Source organism: Oceanobacillus aidingensis (assembly GCF_042654105.1).
GTDB classification, from domain to species: Bacteria; Bacillota; Bacilli; order Bacillales; family Amphibacillaceae; genus Oceanobacillus; species Oceanobacillus oncorhynchi.
In genome coordinates, this window is the sequence record NZ_JBHSFT010000018.1 from 23,756 (window position 1) to 48,013 (window position 24,258).

Consider the following 24,258-nt stretch of genomic DNA (forward strand, 5'->3'; position numbering starts at 1 on the left):
GGGATGAATAATTAGGAATCCTTTAAAAAGGAATCGCTTCTTTCTTCTCTGGTTCTTCAAAGGCACCTATTTTCTCTAATGTTGTAAGAATATTTCTTCCTTCACGTGTGCCGTCCATAATTTTTCTGGCGCCCCAGCTGTCTCCGATATTTACGACTTCCACATGGTTTGCCTGGAAATATTGCTGTAATTCTGGAACTTCTTTATTTTCAGGACGCATTCCCAGACAGATAAATCCATAATCAAATGCCATTTGTTCTTCTTCGTCTTGATGTTTGATTTGGAAAGAATTGTCTTCTACTTTCGTCAATGCTGTTTCGGTTCGAACATCGACCTCATAATCCTTCAGCATGGTCATCATTGAAATTTTTGTAATATGGTCTAAGCCTGCGCCAACTGCCGGCATCATTTCTATCATGCTGACATCGCTGCCACGTTTGCTGAAGAATTCTACCACATCCAGACCGACAGCACCGCCGCCTACTACAGCGATTTTCTTTCCTTCTAAATACTGCGCTTCAAATTCATCAATCTGCTGAAGCAGTTTAGCAATAGAATAAATACTGCTGTTTTCCTTATCAATACGATCATGGAGACCTTCAATCGGCGGCAACAACGGCTTAGACCCTGTAGCATTAACAATAATATCGGGGTTTAGGCTTTCCACTAACGCAATGGTTGCTCTTGAATTTGTTAAAATTGTCAAATTATCTAATTGCTCTGCTCTTTTTTCCAGATATACAGGAAAATCTAAAATCCGCTTCTTATCAGGAAGCTTCGAAATCTCTCTGGCTAAACCGCCTAGTTCTGCTTTTTCTTCGATAAGAAATGTCTTACATCCCACTTCCGCTGCTGTACATGCTGCTTCCAGCCCCGTTGTTCCGCCGCCAATCACAACAACCGTTACGTCCTTCTTCACTTTTCTATCCTTATACGCATCGCCGCCAAATAAATCCGAGTTCACCGTACATCTTATTGGACGGTTCAGAGCGATACGATGACCGGCACAGCCGATATTACATGAAATACATTTTCGAAGCATATCTTCCTGGCTATCTCTTACTTTATTGACCCAGTTCGGATCTGCAATCAAGCCGCGTCCCATTCCAATTAAATCTGCATCGCCTTCTGCCAGAATTTTTTCTGCTGTCAGCGGCTGACGGACATTTCCTGTTGTAATCGTCGTTTTATGGAATTTTTCCCGCACTGCTTTTGCCATATAAGAACGCCAGCCATCCGCTAAATTCATTTCGTCGATTTGATATTGGATGGTATCATTTACTGCAGCTGATACGTTAAAGATATCTACTTCATCATCTAAATATTCCAGGATATGCAGGATATCTTCTAATGTATTGCCGCCCTCTACAAATTCATCGGCACTTACCCGGAGACTGATTGGAAAATGCGGACCGACCTCCTGACGAATACGGTCGATGACCATCCGCGGGAATCGTGCTCTATTTTCATAGCTTCCTCCAAATTCATCGGTCCGTTTATTATAGATTGGTGATAAGAATTGATTCAGAAGATAGGAATGTCCGGCATGGATTTCAATTGCATCAAATCCGGCAGCAACCACACGTTTAGCTGATTTACCATAGTCTTCAACAATTTCAAGGATTTCTTCTTTTTCCAACGGTCTTGGAACAGCCCCTCCCGCTTTCGAAGGAACATTGGAAGCAGATACCGGCTGATGTCCAATTCTTTCCGGCACAGCAGATGCTCCTGCATGATTGATTTGAATAGCTGCTTGTGTCCCGTGTTTATGCAGCTTTTCTGTTAATTTATATAACCTGGGAATAAATTGGTCATGGTCAATACGAAGCTGTGTTGTTCCGTTCGATCCCATTGGAAAAGATACACAAGCATTTTCGACTATAATTAATCCAGTCCCTCCCTTTGCTCTCTGCTCGTAATACATTATATGCTCATCATTCATCGATCCGTCTACTTCGGCGAAATTTGTTCCCATAGGCGGCATAATGATTCGGTTGGGTATCGTCATCCTTCTGACAGTTAACGGTTGGAAAATATGTTCATATACACTCATTATAATACCTCCACTTTATTATTTCGTGAAATATTTCACAATTAGTTTTAAAAAAATTTGAAGCTGCTTTTTATTCCTTAATTTCCTTTACACCTTTATTATATTTGATACTGATTCATAAATCTAATAGGTTTTTTCAACAAATCAATAGATTTTATCTATGAATCATAGCATAATAAATATACAGGACGCTCCGAAGCGAATGGAGGTATAAAAATGAATTTAAAACATCTTCAATATTTCAGAGAACTGGCGCACAGTGAACACCTTACCAACACAGCGAATAAACTTTCCATTTCTCAGCCGACATTAAGTTACGCCATTACTGAGCTGGAAAAGCATCTTGGAGTCTATCTATTTGAAAAGCAGGGCAGAAATATTAGATTAACAAAATATGGACACTTTTTTCTTGAGTATGCAGAAAGGTCACTGGCTGAACTGGAAAGAGGAGAAAAAAAACTGCGTGAACTGACCAGTCCGTCACACGGAGTCATTGATCTGGCGTTTATTTATACGCTTGGACCTTATTTCATTCCAGAAATAATTAAGAACTTTTCTGAACAAGGCGCCTATAAAAATATCTCTTTTTCTTTTTATCAGGGAACCACCAAAAATATAATTCAAAATCTAAAAGAAAATATGTACGATATTGCCTTCTGTTCGATGAAATATAATGAACCTGACATTGAATTTACACCCGTTGCAGAGCAGGAGCTTGTATTAATTGTTTCGGAAAATCACCCTTTAGCAGACAGAGAAAGCATTGACTTAGAGGAGACAGCCAGCTACCCCTATGTTTATTTCAACCAAAACAGCGGGCTGCGTCCCATCGTTGATGAATTATTTCATAAAGTAAATTTAACTCCTGAAATTATTTGTGAAGTGGAAGAAGATAATGCCATGGCCGGGCTGGTCGCAGCCAATTATGGGATTGCCGTGATCCCGAATATAGGGGCGCTTTCTCATTTTCCGGTTAAAGTCATTAACATAAAAAAACCTGTTTATCACCGCTTTATCTATATGGCTGCCAGGAAAAACGATTACCTGTCCCCAGCAACCAGCGCATTTCGCAGCTTTGTCATCAGCTATTGTCAAAAACATTATTTAAAAACAAAAAACAAAGTGGAATAGCCCGCAAACTCATTTTGCCTTGTCATCAAAACAGGCTGCCTGGATACTCCAGACAGCCTTCATCTCAATAACTTATATTAATTGCATCGTTGTGATACAGGTGAAATCATCCTGAAATGTACTGATTTCTGATGTTACTTCTTTTCCATCCTGTTTGATTTCAACCGTATAAGTTTCATCCCGAGGAAGCCATAAATCAATAAAGCCATTCTCTCCGGTTTGTATGGTTTCATCTATAATCACATCGCCCGCTGCATTTTCAATGTAAACCTCAAATTCTTCTTGAACCATTTCTCCCTGACATCCTGTTAGACTATGAATTTCACAGGGATGCGTCTGCTGTTCAAAGGGAGCTATCGAAACAAAAAATTCATCCTCCGGCAAATCATATACTGCTTCCTCCTCTCCCTCATCATTTGTTACAATCAGCTGCTCGGAAGTAATGGATGCATTCTCGTCAACAATTTCTTCTGTACTATAATGATGGACTAATTCCTTGATATCTACGGTTTCGTCCAATGCATTTCCTTCCTGATTGTCCTCTTCACTACTGCAGGCAGTTAATAAAACCAACAATCCAAACAAGACCAGGATTATTTTCTTCTCCATGAAATTCACACTCCAAATAGGGTTTCTTGTCTTGTATTATACGGGACGGCGATGCTTTTTCCTATATTCGCATGATAACTGACACAATATAGTTAACTTTATAGGAAGAGGAAGGGCTATTATGAACAGAACGTTCATAAATGTATGTAAAAGAGTTGAAAGATACACATCTCCTAATCTTTCCATTTTTATATTTATAGTGTATTCTTAAAATATAAATGAATATACTATTAAAAATCGCCCGGTGCATTCACACCGAACGGTTTTTACAATAGACTGCTTCATCATAATGAGTAGCGCTGAGTTATTGAAATAATCCCTCAAACGCCCGCTAAAGCATGCGAGGGTTTATTTTTTGTGGCCCTAAAATATAGCTAGGGATAGAGCTATATTTTAATAGAAACAGCAATCCTCTTCAAATCAAGTCGCGCAGATAAGCGATTTTCTTTTTATCTTTCTGGTTATTTTTGTTCGCACGATAGCTGTCCTTAAAGGAAGCCTCATATACTTTCAAATATTGCTCAGATGTTAAAAGATAATACGTCGCATCTCCCTGCTGATGGAGTTCTAATTCCTCAAGCGATATCCCCGCAAAGTCCGGCAATGTGTCCATAATACCGAATCCGACAGCCAGCCCATCCTTTTCAAATTCATGCTCATGCAAATCAACAAAGCTGTATCCCAGAGATAGCATGGCCTTCATAATGTCGTCCCAATCATAGATAGCTTGTTCTGGCGGAATCTCCCATCCTCTTTTATCACCGGGAACATGTATATCCAGATCCTGTGTATCCCAGTTCTTCCCTGTAACTATTTCTAAACCTACAGACCCCATTAATAGAGGAGTAATTTCTTTCTGATTAAGCTGTTTTGCAATGGTTAAAAAAATAGAAAATTTTTCATTTTGCATTTAGACATCTCCCTTTGTTCAGAGACTTAGTTAAATATATACTCCTTGCATTTCTTGATTCCCATACATATGCAATGCTTTGGTTATCATTGCTGCTACCTTTTCCTTCTCTACCGATATAGATGCATATTGTTCTACTTCATGTTCACCAACACAGACACTGTACAAGGCATTTTCGAACAAGCATTGATCATTACTGTCATTTCCAAATGCAATAAACTCCTGAACATGCAAGCTATGTAATCCTCTTACTTTATTAATTCCAAGCGGGCTGATATCTATCGCATTTTCCCCTTTATAATAGGTTATATTTACAGGCAATTCGGCGAGCTCATCTATCACACGTTGCGGCGGCTGAAACAAAACCAGCTTGCACAGCTTAGGCAGACTTCTTAACTCTCTGTTCTGTGCGGAAGACTGATTAATATTCTTATAAATAGGATGTGTCTTCTCTCCAGTAAACGCATAATCCCAGTCACTATCTGCTAAATAAGTTATTTGATGATCTTCTACCAGCATAATCAGTTTTGTAAGCAGGCTATCTTGAAAATGGATAACATCCATCTTCTTCCCGTTTGAAGTATATGCTCCATTCCCTCCAACCAGTTTTTCTTGCTGCAAAGATTTCGGCAAGACTGGCAATAAATCACGGATTGGTCTTGCCGACGCAAAAATCACTTGATGCCCTGCTGCCTTTATTTCTTCCAGCGCTTGTATAATGGAGGAATCAATTGTTTTCCCATCAAAGCAAATCGTTCCGTCTATATCAAAAACAAAATTCATGTGAATCACCTCTTTTTCAAGTATACTATGGATAAAAAATTACGAAAGGACAGATGTCCCGAGGAGGAAATAACATGGAATTAAACCAATTTACCGTCATTTACAATTATTCCATTTCAAATAACCTGGGAAAGGAAATCCGCATTCGAACGTATAAATCACAAGAATACATATTAACCGCCGGAGAAGAAATCGACGGATTTTATTTTTTAATAAACGGAAGATACTTTGTTTCCAGTCAAGAAATCACGGGTAAGGAACTGCTGCTCCGTTATTGCCAGCCCCCTGCTGTTATGGGAGATATTGAAATTCTGGAAGGCGGTCTGATTCAATCAAATTGCATCGCCGCAGAACCATGTACATTTGTCTTTGTTCCGAAATGGATATATGAAAAAGAGTTAAAGTATGATGCAGTCTTTATGCAAATATTATTAAAAGAGCTGGCCTATAAACTTCGGACATGCACTATTTCATCCAGAGTAAATGCCCTATCCCCTACAAATGTCCGATTGGCTGCTTTTTTGTGTACAATTGCTTCTGATTCAGATTCGAGAGCGTCCTATCTTTTAACAAATAATATGGAAGAAACTGCTGCTTTAATTGGAACCACGAAAAGGCATATCAACCGGATTTTGAAACAATGGACGGATCAAGAAATTGCAGAACGAGAGAAGGATGAAATACGAATTTTGCAATGGGATAAGGTGGAGGAGATTTCTGAGGGGGTTCGGTTTGAATAGGTATATATTGCTGCCATTTTCTTTATATCAAAAATGCGAAATTAAAGTCCCCTCTCATAGCAGCCTTTGCTCATAAAGAAAGATGATAAAAACTTATCCTGCATTTTGAATTATGGGTAGAGTAGAGATTACCCATAGTTCAAAATGCAGGATTCGGAATTAATTACTTGAAAGTCAAGTACTATTCTTCATCATGCTGAGCTATTTATAAACATTAATAAATACCCACACTTGCTAATAAAATAGCTGGTATAAGCGCTAATATCGGGAAAACAATTGCTACTACTGCAATATCTTTGTATGACTCTTTATGTGTTAGTCCTGTTACAATCAATATCGTTATTACCGCTCCATTGTGTGGCAGCGCATCTAAACCGCCTGAAGCGATGGATGCGATACGGTGAAATGCTTCTGGTGCAATACCAGATGTCGCAGCGATTTCATTATATTTTTGACCTAAAGCTTCCATCGTAATACCTAAGCCTCCAGAAGCTGAACCAGTCGCTCCAGACATCAAATTGGATGCAACAGCCATTGAAATAAGCGGATTTGCCTCAATCCCCAAGATATAATCACTTAATTTTTGGAATCCCGGCACTACTCCTACCACCGTTCCAAACCCAACCGCTGCTGAAGTATTAATCATCGCCATTACCGAATCCGTAGCTCCTTGATTTAATGAAGGAATCAGACCTTTAATTTGGTTTAATGAGAATAAAATAATTAATAAGATACCAACTAATAAACAAACAACAATATCCCAATATAAAATATTAAGCGTAATGATTACTGACACTAGAGGCAGTAAAGACAAAAGAATGTGTGGCGGTTTATCAATTAACTTTCCTTTTGCTTCAGAATCTTTTTCTAATTCATGGAATCCGTAGCCAGCCTTTTTTAAATTCTTTTCTCTTTTCTTTAAATAGAAATAAGCGACTCCGCCCATAACTAATGAAGCAGCAAGTCCCATAACAGGTGCAGCTGCCGCTGTTGTATTAAAATAAGCAGTTGGAATCAAATTCTGAATTTGCGGCGTCCCGGGAAGTGCCGTCATAGCAAATGTCATCATCCCAGTTATAATTGTAGCTGGCATCAGCTTTCTAGGAATATCTGCTTGCCTAAACATACTTACCGCAAGTGGATAGACAGCAAACACAACAACGAACACACTAATACCACCATATGCCAAAACTGCTGAAGCCATAATTACACCAATAATTGCTTGCTTTTCACCAAAAACTTTAATTATACCTTCCGCCACCGACTGGGCCATGCCACTAAATTCCATTAACTTACCGAAGATTGCACCTAACATAAACACAGGAAACCAATTCTTCGTAAAGTCGACAAACCCTTGCATATATGTATTTGTATATGCATCAAGCAAATCCAGCCCACCAAATACCGCCACAACTCCAGCACAAATCGGTGCAATCCAGATAATTGACCACCCGCGATAGGCTAGAACAATTAACAAGACTAAGCCTAATAATATCCCTACCATTTGATCCCCATCCTTTTGTAAGGGTTTACATTTTACTGTTCGTATAAAGTTGATGAAAGTACTAATCTATCTGTCAGGAAACTTAATACAGATTAGAGACTCTGTGCTTTCTTGTTAAAAAGATTAGGGGCCAGTTTTAATGGCCCCTTCAATTAACTGCTAGGAAAATCAAAATTAGTTTCATCCGAGGCGGATTGGTCAAACCATCTTTCGGAGACCGTTTTAGTTTTAGTGAAGAATCGAGCAGTATCTGGACCAAACATTTGCCCTTCCCCAAATCGTGAATCTTTCCACCCTCCAAAATTATGATAACCTACAGGAATTGGAATCGGTACATTTACGCCAACCATTCCCACTTCAATTTCTTGAGTAAATTCACGGGCATCACGGCCACTATTGGTGAATACGGTCACACCATTACCATATTGATGATTATTGATTAACTGTATGGCTTCATCAATTGAATCGACTGCAGTGATTGTACGTACCGGACCAAATACTTCTTCTTTGTATATATTCATATCAGAAGTAACATTATCTAATAACGTAGCATCGAGATAAAATCCTTCCTTGTTCTCCACATCAGGGTTCCTTCCATCTACAACAATATTAGCTCCTTCTTTTACTGCTTCATCAATAGCACTTAAAATGCTTTGTTTTGCTTCGGCGCTTATTACTGCACCAAAGTCAGCTGTCTCATCATCATAAGATCCAGCTTTCAGCTTCTCCACTTTTTCTTTTAGCTTCCCTGTAAATACTTCTGCCGTCTTTCGCCCTACTGGCATCGCTACGGATATGGCCATACAGCGTTGCGATGCTGAACCGTAAGCAGCACCTAGAAAGGAATCGACTGCTTTATCAATATCGGCATCTGGCATAATAACCATATGGTTTTTCCCACCGCCAAAAGCATTGACACGTTTATGGTGCTTCGTACCTGTTTCATAAATAAATTCAGCTACTTTTGTAGACCCTACAAAGCTTATCGCCTGAATATCTTGATGTGTAATAATGGCATTGACCGTATTTTTATCCCCATTTACAACATTCCAAACACCAGCAGGTAAACCAGCCTTTTCCCATAGCTCCGAGAGTAATATAGCAGAGTATGGAACTTTTTCGGATGGTTTTAATATCATTGCATTTCCTACTGCTACCGCCATCACGCTCATTGCAAGCGGTACCATAACTGGGAAATTAAAAGGAGAAATACATGTTACAACGCCAAGCGGCTGTTTCATGGAATAAGCATTTATTTCCCCGCCAACATTAACAGAATATTCCCCTTTAAGTATTTGCGGCGCTCCAATTGCCAGGTCAACTGACTCTATCCCCCTGCTTATCTCTCCTTTTGCATCAGAAATTGTTTTTCCGTTTTCTTTCCCTATTAACTGTGCTAATTCCTCTGTATTTTCAACTAATAATTGACGGAACTTAAAAAGAACTTCAACTCTTTTACCCACAGAAACTTTTGCCCATTTTGCCGCAGCCTTTTTGGCTAATTGTATCGTCTCATCTACTTCTTCATCGGAAGCATAAGGAACAGCAGCTATTTTCTGACCAGTTGACGGGGTGTATACATAACCAAACTTATCATTCTGTCCTTTCACTTTCTCTCCATTGATATAATGTGTTACTGTATCTAACGTTACCGTAGCCATATCGTCAATTCCTCCCATTTAGTATTTTTTCATAAAATCAATAGTATCTTATTAATTATTAAAAACTACTTAGCAGGTTCAACCTTTTGTTCTGTTAACATGAGATATGCTGTCGACATATCTTTATCTTCGTAACCTTTTATATTAGATTCAAAGTAGTCTACTAACGCTTCACCTAAAGGCAATTTTGTTTTAAATGAATTGGAAACATAATTTGCCAGCCTTAAATCTTTTAATAGTAGCTCCGTAGTGAATGCTCCTTTATAATACTCATCTTTAGCTATAAAATTTTTATAGTTTCGTCTAAATACATCACTTTGTCCTGAGCTTACATTTACGATTTCATAAACGATATTATGATCTAACCCTGCTGCATCTGCGATAGATAGAGCTTCTGCAACGGCCTGTGTATGAATACCAGCCATTAAATTATTAATTAATTTAACAACAGTTCCCACTCCATGGTCTTCTCCTACATGAAAGATGTTTTTGCCGATTGCTTTTAGGTATGGTAATGCGAAATCATATGTTTCTTTGTTACCTCCAACCATCACACTTAAGCTGGCTGCTTCTGCGCCAGTTACACTTCCACTTACTGGTGCGCCTAAGTATTGAGTCCCGTTTTGTAAGGCAGCTTTTGCAATCGTTTTATTTAATTCTGGAGAAACTGTGCTTAGGTCAACCAATGTTAATGATGTTTTTCCATTCTCTACAAGGCCCTCGTTACCTAAATAAACACTTTCTACAATGGGTGGCGTTGGCAAGCTAGTAAATATAAGATTTACTTCACTTGGCAGTGTGGCGGATGTGAATCCAATATTTCCACCAATTTCAGCGAACCTCTTTTCATTCATTTTGTTTACATCTACTCCATAAACGGTATAACCCGCTTTTAGTAAATTGCTTGCCATTGGATAACCCATATTCCCTAACCCAATAAAACCAACTTTCTTTGTGTCCATCAAACCCCTCCTTCAAATAATTTTCACGAATGGAAACGCTGTCATTTTACTGTTTGATAATTGTTAAACCTCCATTCTTCTTCTATATTTATATTTCACATACTAAAGTCAAATACCGCGGTCACCGAAATGCATTAACAACATAATAAATGTAAAATTAAAAATAGTCAAGACTTTTCAAAAGATTGATTCTACATTTCAAAAATATTATGCTATTCTAAATGAAAGGGGGCTATATTATGACACATATAACAGCAAGAAAGCTAAAAGCCCTAGAGACCAAAAAAGCACTCTTGGAAACTGGGCTAGAACTTTTTGATAAAAAAGGGTTTGATAATGTAACGGTGGATGAAATTGTAAAAACCTGTAATGTATCTAAAGGGGCTTTTTATGTGCATTTCAATAGTAAATATGATATTTTCAATGAAAAATTTAAAGATATTGATAATTTCTATTCCGAATTTCAGAAAGGAATATCAAATGACATTAAAGCAAGTGAAAAAATTCTTATATTTTTTGAAGCTCAAATGATTTATTTACGTGACGAGTTAGGGAAAGATTTAATCAGAACTGTATACATGAATGCAATGTCGCTAACCATTAACAAAAATCATTATTTATCTGACCCAAACAGGAATCTTTATCAAGTAATTAACTCTTTTGTTCAGGAAGGAATTAAGAATAAAGAATTTAAGAAAGGATTAACGACGGAAGAAGTATCTGTATTAATTACGAGGTGTATGCGAGGCACTATCTATGATTGGATTATTTTCGGAGAACAATTTGATATCGTGGAGGAAATGAATAAATTCACATCTACTATCTTGGATGGGTTAAAAAGGTAGTAAATATATCATTTTGGGCGATGATTTCTTACATTAATAAATTAGGAATTACTTGATTTACTTTCCCTGCTCTAATTTGTCTCTAAAATGAAGAACGATTTGGGAAAGATCCCGATAAAATTCACTATGCTATATATATATCGGTAAATGCTTAACGATAATTTTGTGTATTACAAATAAAGTGACATACATACTGTTTATAATGTAGTAGACGGCTGATTAAAGAAAAAATATCTGATTTACGAAGTTAGCTTTCCTGATATTCGGAAGATACAGGACGGTTAACTTCTTTTTGGATATGCATGATAATTGCAGTTACCTTTTAAAATGATCTATAATCTCTCTAAAAATATGCCAATATATTCTACTCTAATCACTGAAATCCCCAGTAATATATTTCACTCATCAACAAGTTCCTCTACTACAACCCTAAGTACCTTCAATATATGAATTATTTGCTTTCATATTTTCTTTGATTATCCTCATTTGCTATAGTAACTACTATACAGAATAAACTGAATTTCAGGAGGTTTATTATGCCAAACAAAACATCATTACAATTACCTGAAGCATTCGAGCAATACCGCTCTATCATTCAAGATACGCTGATACCAGTTGTAAAGGTTTCTACTACAGAGCGGAAAACATCTTTATTCGAAAGCAAGTTTGCAGGTGACCCTTATTTCCCTGCTTCAATGGAGTACCCTGAAAATGAAGAGGGAATTCCTCTAAAACTATTGACGCAAATTAATTTTGAAGAAGTTCCTGTTCATTTACCGCATTTTCCCCATAAAGGGATTTTGCAATTTTATATTGATGGCAATGATGATTTGCTGGGAGTAGATTTTGATGATGGACAAAATCAATCTGGGTTTCGAGTAATCTATCATGAAAAAGTAATTCAAGATGAATCCCAATTAATCCAAGACTTTTCATTTGTAACACTGCCAGATGATGAGCTATTTTTCCCTGTCGAGCAGGAAATGGGATTAGCTTTTGAGACAGACTTGGAAGCTCTCACAGGAGGCGATTATCGCAGTGATGAAATGTATGCAGCTATTTTCGATGAAATAAACCATGATGAAAAGCTAGAGGAAGCATTCTTCCAGCTATTTAATGGGACAGGTCATAAACTTGGCGGCTACCCCTTCTTTACACAGGAAGACCCGCGTGCCTATGGAGATTATCAAGATGCAGATATATTGCTGCTGCAAATGGATAGTTCCGGAGATAAGATTGTATGGGGAGATTCCGGTGTCGGGAATTTTTTTATCTCTGAAGAGGATTTGAAAAATAAAGATTTTAGTAAAGTACTCTTTAATTGGGATTGTTATTAAAATATTGCCTGTGCTGTTTTATATTTTGAACAGCACAGGATATTTTATACCCAATCTACTAAACATAAAATATACTCACCTTGCTATTTTTTCCCTTCTTTTTACCTCTCCTTAACCCCTCTCCCGGCAAACACCGTTGTTTTCGTCTCCTCCGGTGTAACCAGCACCGGCCAATAAAAAGCTCCACCGCGCCACCCCTGCTCCTCTGCACCATTTTGTCTTATCAAGATCAGTGATGGAATAATTCGCGCTAAGTTTCGTGCTATTTTCAGTTCATCCTGTTTGGTATCTGGTGCATCTTCAAACCTGCCAGTGCTTTTTCGAATACGCGCCATATTACGGTTCTGACGCAAAACGACCCAGACATGCCCTTTTCGATTCGTGTCCGTGTCCTCGGATAAATAATTCATCACAGCACCATACGTTTCTAAATCCCACTCGTAGCCCTCTTTGAATACGTAGGTTTGATAAATCATTTCTAATAGCTCTTGGACTTTTTCCTTTTCAACCAAAAAGCAGCGGTCATCTTTGGGATGTATTGCTTTTGCTGTCTGCTTCATTGTCGCCACATGCTTAGCTATCTTTTTCATTTCCCTCTCCAGGTAGCTTTTCGCAATCGTTTGAAAACCAGATGGCAGCATCCGTTTTCCCGGCTTTAACATCTGTACGCTTGATAATAGAATTTTATTTGGATTGCATGGCAATATCGTATTATCGCTATCCTTTTGAATAAAAGTAACTTCACCGCTGTTTGCTCCAGATTCAAAAGCCCGGCGCAGCTCTGTATCAAATTCATGCATCTGCTCCATAACATCATAAATTCGTCTGGTCGTATAAAAGCGGGTAACTGCCATGTCAGCAAGCGGACGTGCTCCATACATTCGCGAATGCTGTAAGACCGTGTCCTGCTGGAATTTTTGCGGATTTCTTCCATAATAGAAGCCAATTAAATTTTTTATTGTAATCCCCCGGTCAAGGATTTGCCCGCCGATAAAGAAGTTAAGCGGCGTCCGCAATTTTAGCTCTCCTGATTTATCTAATAAATGATCGACATCCTGCTCTGAGTTTACAATTTCAATTAACAGCTCTTCCTCTATCAAAGCATCTCGGACGTTAGAAAGCACTTCATCAAAGGCAGGAAAATACATATCCTTCCTTTGTGAGCGCGCAAAATCCTGGTAAGCCGTACGAATTAACTGATCAAAGATAGGGTCTTCTTTCTCCATTGCTTCGCGGAGCTGCTCCTCCAGATGCAGCATAACCTCTTCCTGCCACTGATGCGCCGCCTTTGTGGTGATGGTATGCATGATAAAAGCATACTTTTCAAGGCGCTCTCCTTCTTTTTGCTGTTGTATATTGCGGATTTTACTGCCGACAATAAAATGAATCAGCGCACTGCGAATTCCTTCATACCGTTCCCCGTTAAGCAGATGGTTCACCTTTACCTTACGTTTATCACTTTTCCTTAAGATTTCAAGCTCTTCCTCTTGAATTTCATGGTAGAGGCAACTCGCCATGTGCCCTTCTTCATTGGATTTTTCGAAATACATTTCCCCGCCGACATATTTATCATGCACCGGCACTAATTCGGTAAAAGCCGGCCGCTTCGGCTGAAAGGTTTTATGCTCATGAATATTCATATCATCAGGCTGAAGATATAAGGAATATGGAGTCGCCGTTACCTGCAGATAAGCAGCATTCTCTAATCGAGCGCGAATCTGATCAATTTGTCCGGCAATCACTTTGAGATCAATTATATTTTTATCTTTGACATTGTCATACGCGACAGAAGCAAAATCTGCTTCATCATCAATAAATAACATTTTCCTAGCAGTCAAAACCGGGTACATGTCAAATAGCAGTCTTTCTAAACGCTGCATATTTTTCTTTTCTTTTTTCAGAACAATCACAAGCTTTTTCTTCAATTCAAATTTACGCAGCTTTACGGGTATTTTCATAATATCGTAAATAGCTAATTCATCTTCTTCAATACACCCCGTAAATTCACTCTCCACCCTTTCAAAGGTTTGTTTGACAAGGGCATTCGAATTTTTGGTCAGAATAATCACCACTTCAAAGCCATTATCAAAGCCTAGCCCCATCGATCCGAGAAAGGAGCGTGTTTTCCCTGATTGGATATGTCCTAAAAGCATGCCCGGCTTTTTTGATGTGGTAGAAGTGTCCAATAGCTTTGAAACAGTGTTCTGCATCACCTGTATTTCTTCGGTTTTATAATTATTTTTCTGAATTAATGGGGGGAAGAATGTCCCGTTTGTTTTTAACGATGTTACACCAGCTGTGTGCATATGTACTTCCTTACTTTCTTTAACTATTAAAAAGTGACTTGTTCAGCCACTTTCCGCTTTTTGTTTTATTTAAATGCTTACTTAAATATACCATTTTTAAATAAGGTACTCAAACCTTGCAGAAACCCGGCATCCTGCAGTCAAGGGCATCTTCATGAGATTAAAGAAACTTTCCAGCTTTTGTATTTCTATTTATTCCTGCCTCTTAATTTCGCCCTTTCCTTGCGAGATTCGAAAAGAAAAGCTACAATAAAAAACGGAATATAACAAGATTCAGGCTGGCATTATTATTATGTTCCGCCTATTTAAATAAAACAACAAGCTCCTTCTATCATGAATAGAAGGATTTTATTAGTCTATATAACGACAAGGATAGAGCCAGAAACTTTATCCTTTTTCGACCGTAAATAATGAGGAGTTATCACTATGAGTAAAATAAAGAATGAAAGCTATTATAAGATTCTTGGCACCACTGCTAATATTGGTCAAGCAAGAATCGAAGAAAAATATCTGCAGGCTTTGGAAAAACATCCGCAGGAAACAGACCCAGAAGGCTATGCCAAAGTACAGGAAGCTTTTGAGGTTTTAAGAGATCCTGAGAAAAGAGCAGCTTACGATAATAATCGTAAACACGGCAAGAAAAAAACAGACGCTGCTTCAACCGGGAAGGCTGACCAACAGCATACACCCGAAGAAAATACAAAAGCAGGAGAAGTCAGACCGCTTGATGAAGCAGAACAATTAATTGCTGATGCAAAAAAAGCCATGGACAGTGGAGATAACCAAAAAGCCTTTAAAATCTATAAAAAATTAAATCAGCTCGTACCAGATAGCGGCGAAATTAAATTTAAGCTATTAAAACTAGCTAGTTTTAATGACGATGTTGATGAGATGGAAAAGATATTTTCAGAAATCATCCCGCTGACGACAAGCAACGAAGAGTTGCAGGTCATCTATACGTTAAAGGCTGATATCTACCAAGATAATGGCTATCCTGACAAGGCTATCGAAACCTACGAGGATTTATTGGAGAGGTTCCCAGAGCAAACATCCATGTTTGCCCCAGCGCTTGCACATCTTCACACTCAGATAAATCAGTATGATAAATCCATGCAAGTCATGGAACAATCTCAACCAGCAGAAGATGAGGATACCAAAACAACTACCGCATTCTATCTATCCTGGATTAATATTATCATTACGACAGAAAATTGGTCTATGCTATCTAAAATCATCTCCAAATTTAAAAAGCATCTAAAGCATGTTTCGGAAACGGATGATGTAAAAGAGCTGCAGGATGAACTGATGGAGCAATATATGTATTTTCATAAAGCAGCACTATTTCAAGAGGCTGAGATTTACATCGGTTTAGCAGATGCTATTACCCGGAATAATAGTGACATAAAAAAAGCACATAATGAAACCAAAAAGCAGGCACGTTTGCAAAAAGAAATCAGCAGATTGTCTCGTGATATGCATGCTCATGCGCTGCTTTACTACAAAGCATATGAATGGTTCTACACCGGCAAAGTATCTGCTGCAAAAATGATTGCGGTAATGAATGAATTACCTGTCTACCAGAAACAGCAACTGGAAAATGACAACCAAAGCTATGCGGCAGGAATTCTGCAGTTGAAGAAAAAATATCCGCTTATTTATAAATCATTTCAGAATCAATGGGATACTTTATTTGAACAGTTAACTGTCGGACTTAGCCGGGAAGAGAAAAGGAATTTGCGAAAGAAGAAATAATTTATTTAAAAAAGAAATAGCTGACACTTTCACATTTTATTTGGCGAAGGTGCCAGTTTTCTTTTTAATATGAGCACCAGACTTAATCTGTTAGTTATTTCTCCACATAATTAAGCTTATGAGAAATCAATAAAACATTAAAGGAAATTCCGAGAATATACTCTTACTTCTGTTTATTTCAACATCTTTAGTATAATATGAATAGATCACGAAAAACATCTATGCTTCACAAATGCAACTGCCATTTATTTTATCAGATATTTAAGAAGGAGCGGTTTTTTATGGATTTTCCATTACATAAAATAAAAGAAAACATTGATCACATTGAAGATTATAAGTTACCTCAACAAGCTTATTTGATACTTAAATCTGCCGTTCGCGAACTAATTTTATCGCCAGGAAGTATGTTTTTAGAACGTGAAATAACAGCATTTCTAGAAATGAGCAGAACACCCGTAAGAGAAGCATTTGTACGCCTGGAAACGGAAGGTTTAATTCGTTTAGTTCCTCGTAAAGGGTTTGTTGTAGAACCGATACGTCCAGAAGATTTAAAAGAAATTTATAGTGTTATCGTGGCACTTGATGGAATTGCCGCAGAAGCAGCTACTCAGAACGCCTCAGATAAAGATATTCAACAACTGCAAAACATGATTGATGAACAACTAGAGGCATTAGGAAATGAAGATTTAGAACGATGGTCCAAGCTGGATGATTTATTCCACCGCCAAATTTTAGATTTAGCTGATAATCATCGTTTATCAAATACTTATGAAACATTTGATGATCAGTGTCATCGAGCAAGACTCTTTACGATTCACGAAAGGCCCTTACCAAAACAATCCATTCAAGAACACAAAGCTATCATCGCCTGTATGATTGCTAAAAATAAGCAAGCTGCAAAGTATGTTATGCAAGAGCATCGAAACAGATCTCATACCGAAATTTTAAATGTTCTACGCAAGGAAAACTAGCAGACAAGATCTTAAAATCTTATCTGCTAGTTTTTTAATGAATACATTAAAAGGGTTTAATGAACAAAAAATAAATAAATAAAATAAATATTGACTTTAACGTATACGTTGTTTAAGATATAAATAACTTAATAAAGGGAGGAAGCGTTATGACAAAAGCGTTTAAACTTGCAGTAATTCCAGGAGACGGTATCGGAAAAGAAGTAATTGCAGCCGGTATGAAAGTATTAACTTACTTGGAGGAACAATCAGACGGTAAATTTAAATTTGAAAGCGATTACTTCAATTGGGGAAGTGATTATTACTTAGAGCACGGAAGTATGATTCCAAAAAATGGTGTAGAAACTTTGAAAGATTATGATGCCATTTATTTCGGAGCTGTGGGTGATCCTCGCGTACCCGACCATGTCAGCTTATGGGGACTTCGTATAGCAATTTGCCAAGGGCTAGATCAGTGGGCAAATATCAGACCTGTGGAGTTTCTTCCTGGTATCAATCATCGTATCGCTCATCCAGATCCAGAAAGCTTAAATTGGATATTGGTACGTGAAAATTCAGAAGGAGAATACTCTGGAATTGGCGGAAGAAACTTTAGCGCTCGTCCAGATGAAAGAGAAGTAGCCATTCAATCTTCTATTTTTACAGAACATGGCTGTGAACGTATTATCCGTTTTGCGTTTGACCTTGCACGTACTCGAAAAAGAAAGAAGGTAACTAGTGTTACAAAAAGTAATGCACAACAATACGGAATGGTTTTATGGGATGAAGTATTTGAACGTGTCAGCAAAGAATATCCAGACGTAGAAACAGACCAATGGTTAGTAGATGCTATGGCTGCCCAATTTGTACTTAATCCAGATGATTTAGAGGTAGTGGTTGCATCTAACTTATTTGCTGATATTTTATCTGATTTAGGAAGCGCCCTTGCTGGCAGCCTTGGTATTGCTTCTAGCGCTAATTTACAAATCGACAAGCGGTTTCCTAGTATGTTCGAATCTGTCCATGGATCTGCTCCAGACATTGCTGGTAAAGGAGTCGCAAATCCAATTGGCACGATTGCCAGTGCTGCATTAATGCTAGAAGACCTCGGACTGCAGGAAGAAGCCAATAAAGTACATGAGGCTATCCGCCGAACAACTGCACAAGGTATTATCACTCGTGATATTGGGGGAACTAGTAATACAGAAGAAATTACAAATGCAATTATCAAAAATCTAACACTTTAACGCACCCTTTATTTTCACATTTTTCTAATATTTAAAGAAAACTTGGCAAGGCAAACCTGAAAGGCGCGGATTTCCTTAGTTGGGACTGGTACCGCGATTACCAGCCCTACCAAAACCGCGCGCTTATACTTTATTCCTGAAAGTTCTTTATGCTCTTTTAAAGTGCAATGATAAAAGGTACTGAGATAGGCTTATCTGAGTACCTTACTTTTTCATAAGGAGGAGACAAATGAAGATATTAGCTGCTGTAGACTCATTTAAAGGAAGTATCAGTTCTTCAGAAATTAATGGCATTATAGCTAAAGAATTAGAGATTAAAAATTTAGAAGTTATTCAAAAACCTTTAGCTGATGGTGGTGAAGGAACAATTGATGCATTGATTGATTCGGGTGTTGCGAAAAAAATAGATTGTATGGTTATTGGCAGTCTGGGAGAAAAAATACAAAGCTATTATGCTCTGATGAATAATGGCACGGCGGTAATTGAAATTGCTCAAATTTGTGGCTTGCCAATGATTCCTGAAAATAAAAGGAATCCGTTGCATACGACTACATATGGTGTAGGCGAAGCGATTATGCATGCAATAAACCATGGGGCAGATAATGTGGTCATTACGCTTGGCGGAAGTGCTACAAATGATTTGGGAATAGGGATGCTTCAAGCCCTTGGCGTAACAATTACAGACGAATCTGATCAACCTGTTCCTTTGGGAGCTGCTGCTTTAAAAGACATTACACATATAGATTTTTCAACATGCTTTACAGCGATTAAAAATATTACATTATCTGTTATAACAGATGTGCAAAATCCGCTTTTTGGTCAGAATGGCGCTACATTTATTTTCGGCTCGCAAAAAGGAATCACACCAGAAGACGCTGTTGAAATCGAGGAACAAATACAGCGCTTATGTACCATTACCCCTATTTTAGAAAAGTATCAAGATACTCCAGGGGCAGGTGCAGCAGGTGGTTTAGGTGCTGCATGCTTAGCACTTGATGCTCAAATATTTGATGGTGCTGACTGGTTTATGGAAACGCTTCAAGTAAAAGAAGTCATTCATCAAGTGGATGTTGTTATTACAGGGGAAGGAAAATTAGATTCTCAAACATTGTCAGGTAAAGCTCCTATTAGTATTGCAAATTACGCACGCAGCTTAAATAAACCCGTAATTGCTATCGCCGGCAGTATCGACAGTTCTTTATTAACACGTTTTTACGAAAGCGGTATCAACGTTTGCTTATCCGTTATTCCCGGCGTTCAAACACTAGAACAAGCAATGGAGAGGTCACAAGTTCAGAATAATATAAGCTATATATCACAGCAAATAGCCACTTTTCTATCATGGCCAAAAAAGTAGTTTAGCAGTCTTTGTGTTTTAGCTTTTAAACGTTATAACTTTAGGGGGAATAAAATGAGTCCTGAAATAATTACGTTACTATTTTTAATATTTGCTATCATAATGTTCGCTTGGGAAAAAATCCCTTTATCTATTANGGGTTCGTCAATACGAATGTCTTATTATTTATCGCCATGTTTATTGTTGGTGGAGCATTTTTTGAGACAGGTATGGCACAAAACTTTGGGAGTATCATAACCAAATTTGCAAAAACGGAGCGGATGTTAATTGCCGTTATCATGGTAATTACTGGCCTTATGTCAGGTCTATTATCAAACACAGGCACAGCAGCTGTATTCATACCTGTTATCATTGGCATAGCAGCTAAATCCGGGTTTTCCAGATCCAGATTACTTCTCCCTCTAATTTTCGCAGCGGCGATGGGAGGAAATTTGAGTCTGATTGGCGCCCCAGGGAATATGATTGCCCAATCAGCTTTACAAGATATAGGTTTATCTTTTGGTTTTTTTGAGTATGCAAAAGTTGGATTACCTATATTAATTATTGGTATCTTATATTTTTGTTTTTTCGGATACCGATTTTTACCAAATAATAAAGAACAAGCATTGAATGAAGACTCCATTTTCAATCAACAAATAGATTATTCAAATGTTCCCAAATGGAAACAATATTTATCTCTTATTGTTCTAATATTAACTGTAGCGGCGATGATTCTCGAAGATGTCATAGGTGTACCGCTGCATGTTTCCGCTTGGACTGGGGCATTAATTTTAGTAGCAACAAGAGTTATCTCAGAAAAAGACGCAATGAAATCGATTGATATGAATACCATCCTTTTATTTGTCGGTTCTTTAGCAATGGCAAAAGCTATTGATGTTACCGGAGCGGGAGCATTAATTGCACATTCTATTGTAGACTTTTTGGGAGATACACCATCACCTTATTTATTATTATTTGTGATTTTAGCACTCTCTGCTGTGATGACAAATTTCATGTCCAACACAGCAACCACTGCTCTATTAGTACCGATAAGTTTATCCATTGCAACTTCTATTGGAGCAGATCCAAGAGCTGTACTGATGGCAACAGTAATCGGAGGCTCTTTAGCATTTGCTACGCCAATTGGCATGCCTGCAAATACAATGGTTTACAGTGTAGGCGGCTATAAATTCATGGATTACGTTAAGGCTGGCTCTCCAATGATTTTAGTCGGCATCATTGTTTCCATGTTATTGCTCCCTATTTTCTTCCCATTTTATCCCTAGGAAACTAGGTTAGAAATTACATTATTTCAATTAGCAGCGTGCTGTCTCATAAGAAAAGTTGAGAGCACCATTATGATAAATGTTTATTTAGCAGAATTGCTTTTAAATTTTATTTTTTAACACGAAATAAAATAGGTATAAGCAATTAAAGAAGAAGACCGGAATCTTTCACGAAGCCAGTCTTCTTCTCTTATTACTCTATTTCAGAACACATCATTCCTCCCTATCCAAAGGAACAGCCGGCCTTTCTCCCAACGGAATCTTCCAATACCACCATTTAAATATCCTCGCAATAACAAAACATGCTATCGAAATAGCTACATAAATACCAACAAACGTCCAATGCTGTCCGGTCATCAGCATAATCGGACCCGCCGACCAGGCAAATAGCTCCAACGGCGTATTTAACGGTCCAACGATCGCAGTATCAGTTAATGTTTTTGACTTATTGTTTGGATCAATAACTCGTAGCAGTGTTAGCCCAATAGCAAAAACACCGGTGGAATAGCCATATACAAAGATAGATCGTTCAAACCAGCTTTCGTAGTTCATACCAGGCCCGATTACGACGAGGGTCAATACAACGACAACCAGTCCTGAAAGCATTAGTAACGTCAACGGCAGCCAGTACTCTCTCACAACCGGAAGCTGAATCGATGCCACGCCAAAAAATACAAGATAATCTGTTGCAGAGCTTCCGATTCTATCTACTATTTTACTGTCTACATATTTATAAATCCCTTTTTTACCTCTTCCCAAAACAAGATACATCAATAACGCAATAATAAATGCAATCGTAAATGTCGGAAATTCTAAATTCCAGGTCTCTGCAATATAGTTATTTAATAAATATCCTAATCCGGCAGGAACCACCAATAACGCGACATGAAAAGCCAATGGGTCAAGTGCGATAGGCGATACGGTATCCTTCCCCATCGAGGTGCGGTTTTCAGGCTTTACTAATCCTGTTTTTAAATCCTCCGAAATTTCAGAGAAATCCTTTACATATTGCGTATAGCCTTTTCGTGTTGCCCATTTGATAAAAATGAGCCCGCCCAAAATACCAATAAGCATCCCGCCGGTGGCCGCTGTCATGCCTAAATCCGTTGCATTTTCCCAGCCTAGGTTCTCAAAGGTTGTTCCGATTGCTGCAGCTGTTCCATGACCTCCATAGAACCCGGCTGCTAATAGTAATCCAAACCCGTAATTGATCTCTGGAATAAATTTTGAAATAACGATAATGGCAAAAACAATTGGGATAACGATTTGCAGAGCAATCCCCAAAATCTTATAAATCGCATAGGCGCCCATCCGGTTAAGATCCTTTTTCATATTGCCCGGTGAAAAGGAAAAACCATTAATCCCTACTGCCGCAAATACTAATATCGTAATAACGCCCGCATAAGAACCAATATGTTCGGAAAGCGGCAAAATATTTAAAAAACTGGGTCCCAATGCCAGACCCAGAAATCCCGCCAGCAAACTTGCAGGAATAAAACTTCGTTGAATAAATTTCAATTTTGCGCGCAGAAACATTCCTAATAAAATAAGAATACTTGCACACGCAAAATCTACTAATAATGTGTTTATCGTCATCTAGTCTCCCCTTTTCTTGGTTGTATTAAATCTTTAAAAAGTTAGTTGATCTTGTCCGCGTTGCCGGCGGCGCAAAGTCTATTTCTTCCTCCTGCAGCTGGAGTACATCTTCCGGACGTGCCCATGGCCGATTTTGAATAGCACTTGTTTCTTCATGTGTTAAGTAGCCTTTATAGGCTGTTAAGCTTCTTCTCAAAAAGCCGTCACGAATGCAGGCCTCCTTCACGCCATGGTTTAAAATAGAACGAATATGCGGAAGCACGGAAGCTGCATAAGCTACTGAGGTAGAATTCGCAATCGCTCCCGGAATATTACTTACACAATAATGCACCACACCATTTTCAACATACATCGGATCTTCATGTGTTGTTTCGCGGAAGGATTCAATGGCACCATCTTCATCATTACTAATATCTACAATAACAGAACCCTTTTCCATTAAGTGAAGCATCTCCCGGTCAATTAAATAATCTTTATTTTCTTTCGGCCACTTCACACAGTTAATCACCATATCAATTTCTGGGAGCAGTTTTTTAATATTCTGCTTTGTGGATAGCTGCGTATTTACCTTTTCGTTATATGTCCTGCCGATATCTCTAAGTACCCCGTAATTTACATCCATCACTGTACACCAGGCGCCTAAAGATTGCAGAACCTGCAGGGAAGACCTTCCAACTAGTCCGCCTCCCAGGATAAGTACCTTCATGCCGGGAGCGCCAGCTAGACCGCTGACAAATTTTCCTTTTCCGCCATTGATTGTCAGCATCGCATTTAACCCCATCAACGCACCCTGCTTTCCAGCTGCTTCACAATTGACGGAGCCAAAACGATGGGAATCCTCTGCAGTAAACGCAACACTCTTGCTGTCGAGAATAGCCTGTACTTGCTCCGGATGCGCCGCCGGATGAATACATGTATAAACAATCTGGTTTTCTCTTAATAATCCATACTCACTTTCTTCTATTTCTTTTACTTTGGCAAGAAAATCACAGCGCTTGTACATTTCTTCTATTGTATCTACCATCTCCGCACCTTCTTGCTCATACTGTTCATTCGTAAAGCCGGCTGAAAAACCAGCATCCTTTTGAACTAAAACGGTATGTCCATCTTCTTTAATGGCAGCCGCCTCAACAGGAGTTAACACCACACGGTATTCTCCTATTTTATTATCCTTTAACACACCAAAAATCATTTCTATTCCTCCAATATCTTTGTGAAGCATTTCTAACATATATATTAATCTAATTAGT

General features: G+C 38.3%; 19 protein-coding genes. 9 read left to right on the plus strand and 10 right to left on the minus strand.

Going from position 1 to position 24,258, the window contains the following annotated elements; translation table 11 throughout:
- Positions 1-22 precede the first annotated feature (22 nt).
- Positions 23-2,053 carry an oxidoreductase gene (locus ACFO3P_RS11940; RefSeq protein WP_289584690.1) on the minus strand — a complete coding sequence of 677 codons (2,031 nt, stop codon included), beginning with the start codon at positions 2,051-2,053 and terminating at the stop codon, positions 23-25.
- Between the two features lie 216 nt (positions 2,054-2,269).
- Between ACFO3P_RS11940 and ACFO3P_RS11945 the strand changes: the two genes are divergently transcribed.
- On the plus strand, positions 2,270-3,184 hold the full coding sequence (locus ACFO3P_RS11945) for a LysR family transcriptional regulator (protein WP_289584689.1): 915 nt from the start codon (positions 2,270-2,272) through the stop codon (positions 3,182-3,184).
- Between the two features lie 72 nt (positions 3,185-3,256).
- Here ACFO3P_RS11945 and ACFO3P_RS11950 read toward each other — a convergent pair whose 3' ends face one another.
- From ACFO3P_RS11950 to ACFO3P_RS11960, 3 genes are all read right to left on the minus strand, one after another.
- Positions 3,257-3,793: a CueP family metal-binding protein gene (locus tag ACFO3P_RS11950; protein ID WP_289584688.1), complete on the minus strand. Its 537-nt coding sequence runs from the start codon at positions 3,791-3,793 to the stop codon at positions 3,257-3,259.
- Between the two features lie 415 nt (positions 3,794-4,208).
- Positions 4,209-4,703, minus strand: coding sequence for a phosphoribosylanthranilate isomerase (locus ACFO3P_RS11955; protein ID WP_289584687.1), 495 nt, complete (start codon positions 4,701-4,703; stop codon positions 4,209-4,211).
- A gap of 30 nt (positions 4,704-4,733) precedes the next feature.
- Entirely contained in the window at positions 4,734-5,486 is a 753-nt protein-coding gene (locus ACFO3P_RS11960; RefSeq protein ID WP_289584686.1) for an HAD-IIB family hydrolase, read from the minus strand.
- 74 nt (positions 5,487-5,560) lie between these two features.
- On the opposite strand from ACFO3P_RS11960, the gene ACFO3P_RS11965 reads away from it, so the two are divergent.
- A complete protein-coding gene (locus tag ACFO3P_RS11965) occupies positions 5,561-6,226 on the plus strand; it encodes a Crp/Fnr family transcriptional regulator (protein ID WP_193062601.1) in 666 nt (221 codons plus the stop codon).
- Between the two features lie 214 nt (positions 6,227-6,440).
- Here ACFO3P_RS11965 and ACFO3P_RS11970 read toward each other — a convergent pair whose 3' ends face one another.
- From ACFO3P_RS11970 to ACFO3P_RS11980, 3 genes are all read right to left on the minus strand, one after another.
- Positions 6,441-7,730, minus strand: a complete 1,290-nt coding sequence (locus tag ACFO3P_RS11970; RefSeq protein WP_042531291.1) for a GntP family permease — start codon at positions 7,728-7,730, stop codon at positions 6,441-6,443.
- A 152-nt stretch (positions 7,731-7,882) separates the two neighbouring features.
- A complete protein-coding gene (locus ACFO3P_RS11975) occupies positions 7,883-9,391 on the minus strand; it encodes a CoA-acylating methylmalonate-semialdehyde dehydrogenase (protein WP_289584685.1) in 1,509 nt (502 codons plus the stop codon).
- 65 nt (positions 9,392-9,456) lie between these two features.
- Entirely contained in the window at positions 9,457-10,353 is an 897-nt protein-coding gene (locus tag ACFO3P_RS11980) for an NAD(P)-dependent oxidoreductase (RefSeq protein ID WP_042531287.1), read from the minus strand.
- Between the two features lie 239 nt (positions 10,354-10,592).
- On the opposite strand from ACFO3P_RS11980, the gene ACFO3P_RS11985 reads away from it, so the two are divergent.
- The gene (locus ACFO3P_RS11985; protein ID WP_289584684.1) at positions 10,593-11,198 is read left to right on the plus strand and encodes a TetR/AcrR family transcriptional regulator; all 606 of its coding nucleotides are present in this window, start codon (positions 10,593-10,595) and stop codon (positions 11,196-11,198) included.
- A gap of 536 nt (positions 11,199-11,734) precedes the next feature.
- Positions 11,735-12,535: a YwqG family protein gene (locus tag ACFO3P_RS11990; protein WP_289584682.1), complete on the plus strand. Its 801-nt coding sequence runs from the start codon at positions 11,735-11,737 to the stop codon at positions 12,533-12,535.
- A gap of 101 nt (positions 12,536-12,636) precedes the next feature.
- On the opposite strand, the gene ACFO3P_RS11995 is transcribed toward ACFO3P_RS11990, so the two are convergent.
- A complete protein-coding gene (locus ACFO3P_RS11995) occupies positions 12,637-14,841 on the minus strand; it encodes a Z1 domain-containing protein (protein ID WP_289584681.1) in 2,205 nt (734 codons plus the stop codon).
- 426 nt (positions 14,842-15,267) lie between these two features.
- Between ACFO3P_RS11995 and ACFO3P_RS12000 the strand changes: the two genes are divergently transcribed.
- The 5 genes from ACFO3P_RS12000 (at position 15,268) to ACFO3P_RS12020 (ending at position 21,412) form a co-directional block, all read left to right on the plus strand.
- Positions 15,268-16,593 (plus strand): tetratricopeptide repeat protein, encoded by a 1,326-nt coding sequence (locus ACFO3P_RS12000; protein WP_289584680.1) that lies wholly within the window; start codon positions 15,268-15,270, stop codon positions 16,591-16,593.
- 281 nt (positions 16,594-16,874) lie between these two features.
- Positions 16,875-17,564 carry a GntR family transcriptional regulator gene (locus tag ACFO3P_RS12005; RefSeq protein WP_193062590.1) on the plus strand — a complete coding sequence of 230 codons (690 nt, stop codon included), beginning with the start codon at positions 16,875-16,877 and terminating at the stop codon, positions 17,562-17,564.
- A 149-nt stretch (positions 17,565-17,713) separates the two neighbouring features.
- Positions 17,714-18,790 carry a tartrate dehydrogenase gene (locus tag ACFO3P_RS12010; protein WP_193062588.1) on the plus strand — a complete coding sequence of 359 codons (1,077 nt, stop codon included), beginning with the start codon at positions 17,714-17,716 and terminating at the stop codon, positions 18,788-18,790.
- 229 nt (positions 18,791-19,019) lie between these two features.
- The gene (locus ACFO3P_RS12015; RefSeq protein WP_193062587.1) at positions 19,020-20,147 is read left to right on the plus strand and encodes a glycerate kinase; all 1,128 of its coding nucleotides are present in this window, start codon (positions 19,020-19,022) and stop codon (positions 20,145-20,147) included.
- 173 nt (positions 20,148-20,320) lie between these two features.
- Positions 20,321-21,412, plus strand: coding sequence for an SLC13 family permease (locus tag ACFO3P_RS12020; RefSeq protein ID WP_379542436.1), 1,092 nt, complete (start codon positions 20,321-20,323; stop codon positions 21,410-21,412).
- Between the two features lie 213 nt (positions 21,413-21,625).
- On the opposite strand, the gene ACFO3P_RS12025 is transcribed toward ACFO3P_RS12020, so the two are convergent.
- Positions 21,626-23,008 (minus strand): sodium/glutamate symporter, encoded by a 1,383-nt coding sequence (locus tag ACFO3P_RS12025; RefSeq protein WP_042531272.1) that lies wholly within the window; start codon positions 23,006-23,008, stop codon positions 21,626-21,628.
- 25 nt (positions 23,009-23,033) lie between these two features.
- Positions 23,034-24,200: an alanine dehydrogenase gene (locus ACFO3P_RS12030; protein WP_193062583.1), complete on the minus strand. Its 1,167-nt coding sequence runs from the start codon at positions 24,198-24,200 to the stop codon at positions 23,034-23,036.
- Positions 24,201-24,258: the final 58 nt, after the last annotated feature.

Excerpts from the sequence above, each read along its gene's own strand:
- ACFO3P_RS11995 (WP_289584681.1), bottom strand. The coding sequence starts at position 14,841 with ATGCACACAGCTGGTGTAACATCGTTAAAAACAAACGGGACATTCTTC.
- ACFO3P_RS11940 (WP_289584690.1), bottom strand. The coding sequence starts at position 2,053 with ATGAGTGTATATGAACATATTTTCCAACCGTTAACTGTCAGAAGGATG.
- ACFO3P_RS12000 (WP_289584680.1), top strand. The coding sequence starts at position 15,268 with ATGAGTAAAATAAAGAATGAAAGCTATTATAAGATTCTTGGCACCACT.
- ACFO3P_RS11980 (WP_042531287.1), bottom strand. The coding sequence starts at position 10,353 with ATGGACACAAAGAAAGTTGGTTTTATTGGGTTAGGGAATATGGGTTAT.
- ACFO3P_RS12015 (WP_193062587.1), top strand. The coding sequence starts at position 19,020 with ATGAAGATATTAGCTGCTGTAGACTCATTTAAAGGAAGTATCAGTTCT.
- ACFO3P_RS11960 (WP_289584686.1), bottom strand. The coding sequence starts at position 5,486 with ATGAATTTTGTTTTTGATATAGACGGAACGATTTGCTTTGATGGGAAA.
- ACFO3P_RS11975 (WP_289584685.1), bottom strand. The coding sequence starts at position 9,391 with ATGGCTACGGTAACGTTAGATACAGTAACACATTATATCAATGGAGAG.
- ACFO3P_RS12005 (WP_193062590.1), top strand. The coding sequence starts at position 16,875 with ATGGATTTTCCATTACATAAAATAAAAGAAAACATTGATCACATTGAA.
- ACFO3P_RS11985 (WP_289584684.1), top strand. The coding sequence starts at position 10,593 with ATGACACATATAACAGCAAGAAAGCTAAAAGCCCTAGAGACCAAAAAA.
- ACFO3P_RS11970 (WP_042531291.1), bottom strand. The coding sequence starts at position 7,730 with ATGGTAGGGATATTATTAGGCTTAGTCTTGTTAATTGTTCTAGCCTAT.
- ACFO3P_RS12030 (WP_193062583.1), bottom strand. The coding sequence starts at position 24,200 with ATGATTTTTGGTGTGTTAAAGGATAATAAAATAGGAGAATACCGTGTG.
- ACFO3P_RS12010 (WP_193062588.1), top strand. The coding sequence starts at position 17,714 with ATGACAAAAGCGTTTAAACTTGCAGTAATTCCAGGAGACGGTATCGGA.
- ACFO3P_RS11950 (WP_289584688.1), bottom strand. The coding sequence starts at position 3,793 with ATGGAGAAGAAAATAATCCTGGTCTTGTTTGGATTGTTGGTTTTATTA.
- ACFO3P_RS12020 (WP_379542436.1), top strand. The coding sequence starts at position 20,321 with ATGTTTATTGTTGGTGGAGCATTTTTTGAGACAGGTATGGCACAAAAC.
- ACFO3P_RS12025 (WP_042531272.1), bottom strand. The coding sequence starts at position 23,008 with ATGACGATAAACACATTATTAGTAGATTTTGCGTGTGCAAGTATTCTT.
- ACFO3P_RS11990 (WP_289584682.1), top strand. The coding sequence starts at position 11,735 with ATGCCAAACAAAACATCATTACAATTACCTGAAGCATTCGAGCAATAC.
- ACFO3P_RS11955 (WP_289584687.1), bottom strand. The coding sequence starts at position 4,703 with ATGCAAAATGAAAAATTTTCTATTTTTTTAACCATTGCAAAACAGCTT.
- ACFO3P_RS11945 (WP_289584689.1), top strand. The coding sequence starts at position 2,270 with ATGAATTTAAAACATCTTCAATATTTCAGAGAACTGGCGCACAGTGAA.
- ACFO3P_RS11965 (WP_193062601.1), top strand. The coding sequence starts at position 5,561 with ATGGAATTAAACCAATTTACCGTCATTTACAATTATTCCATTTCAAAT.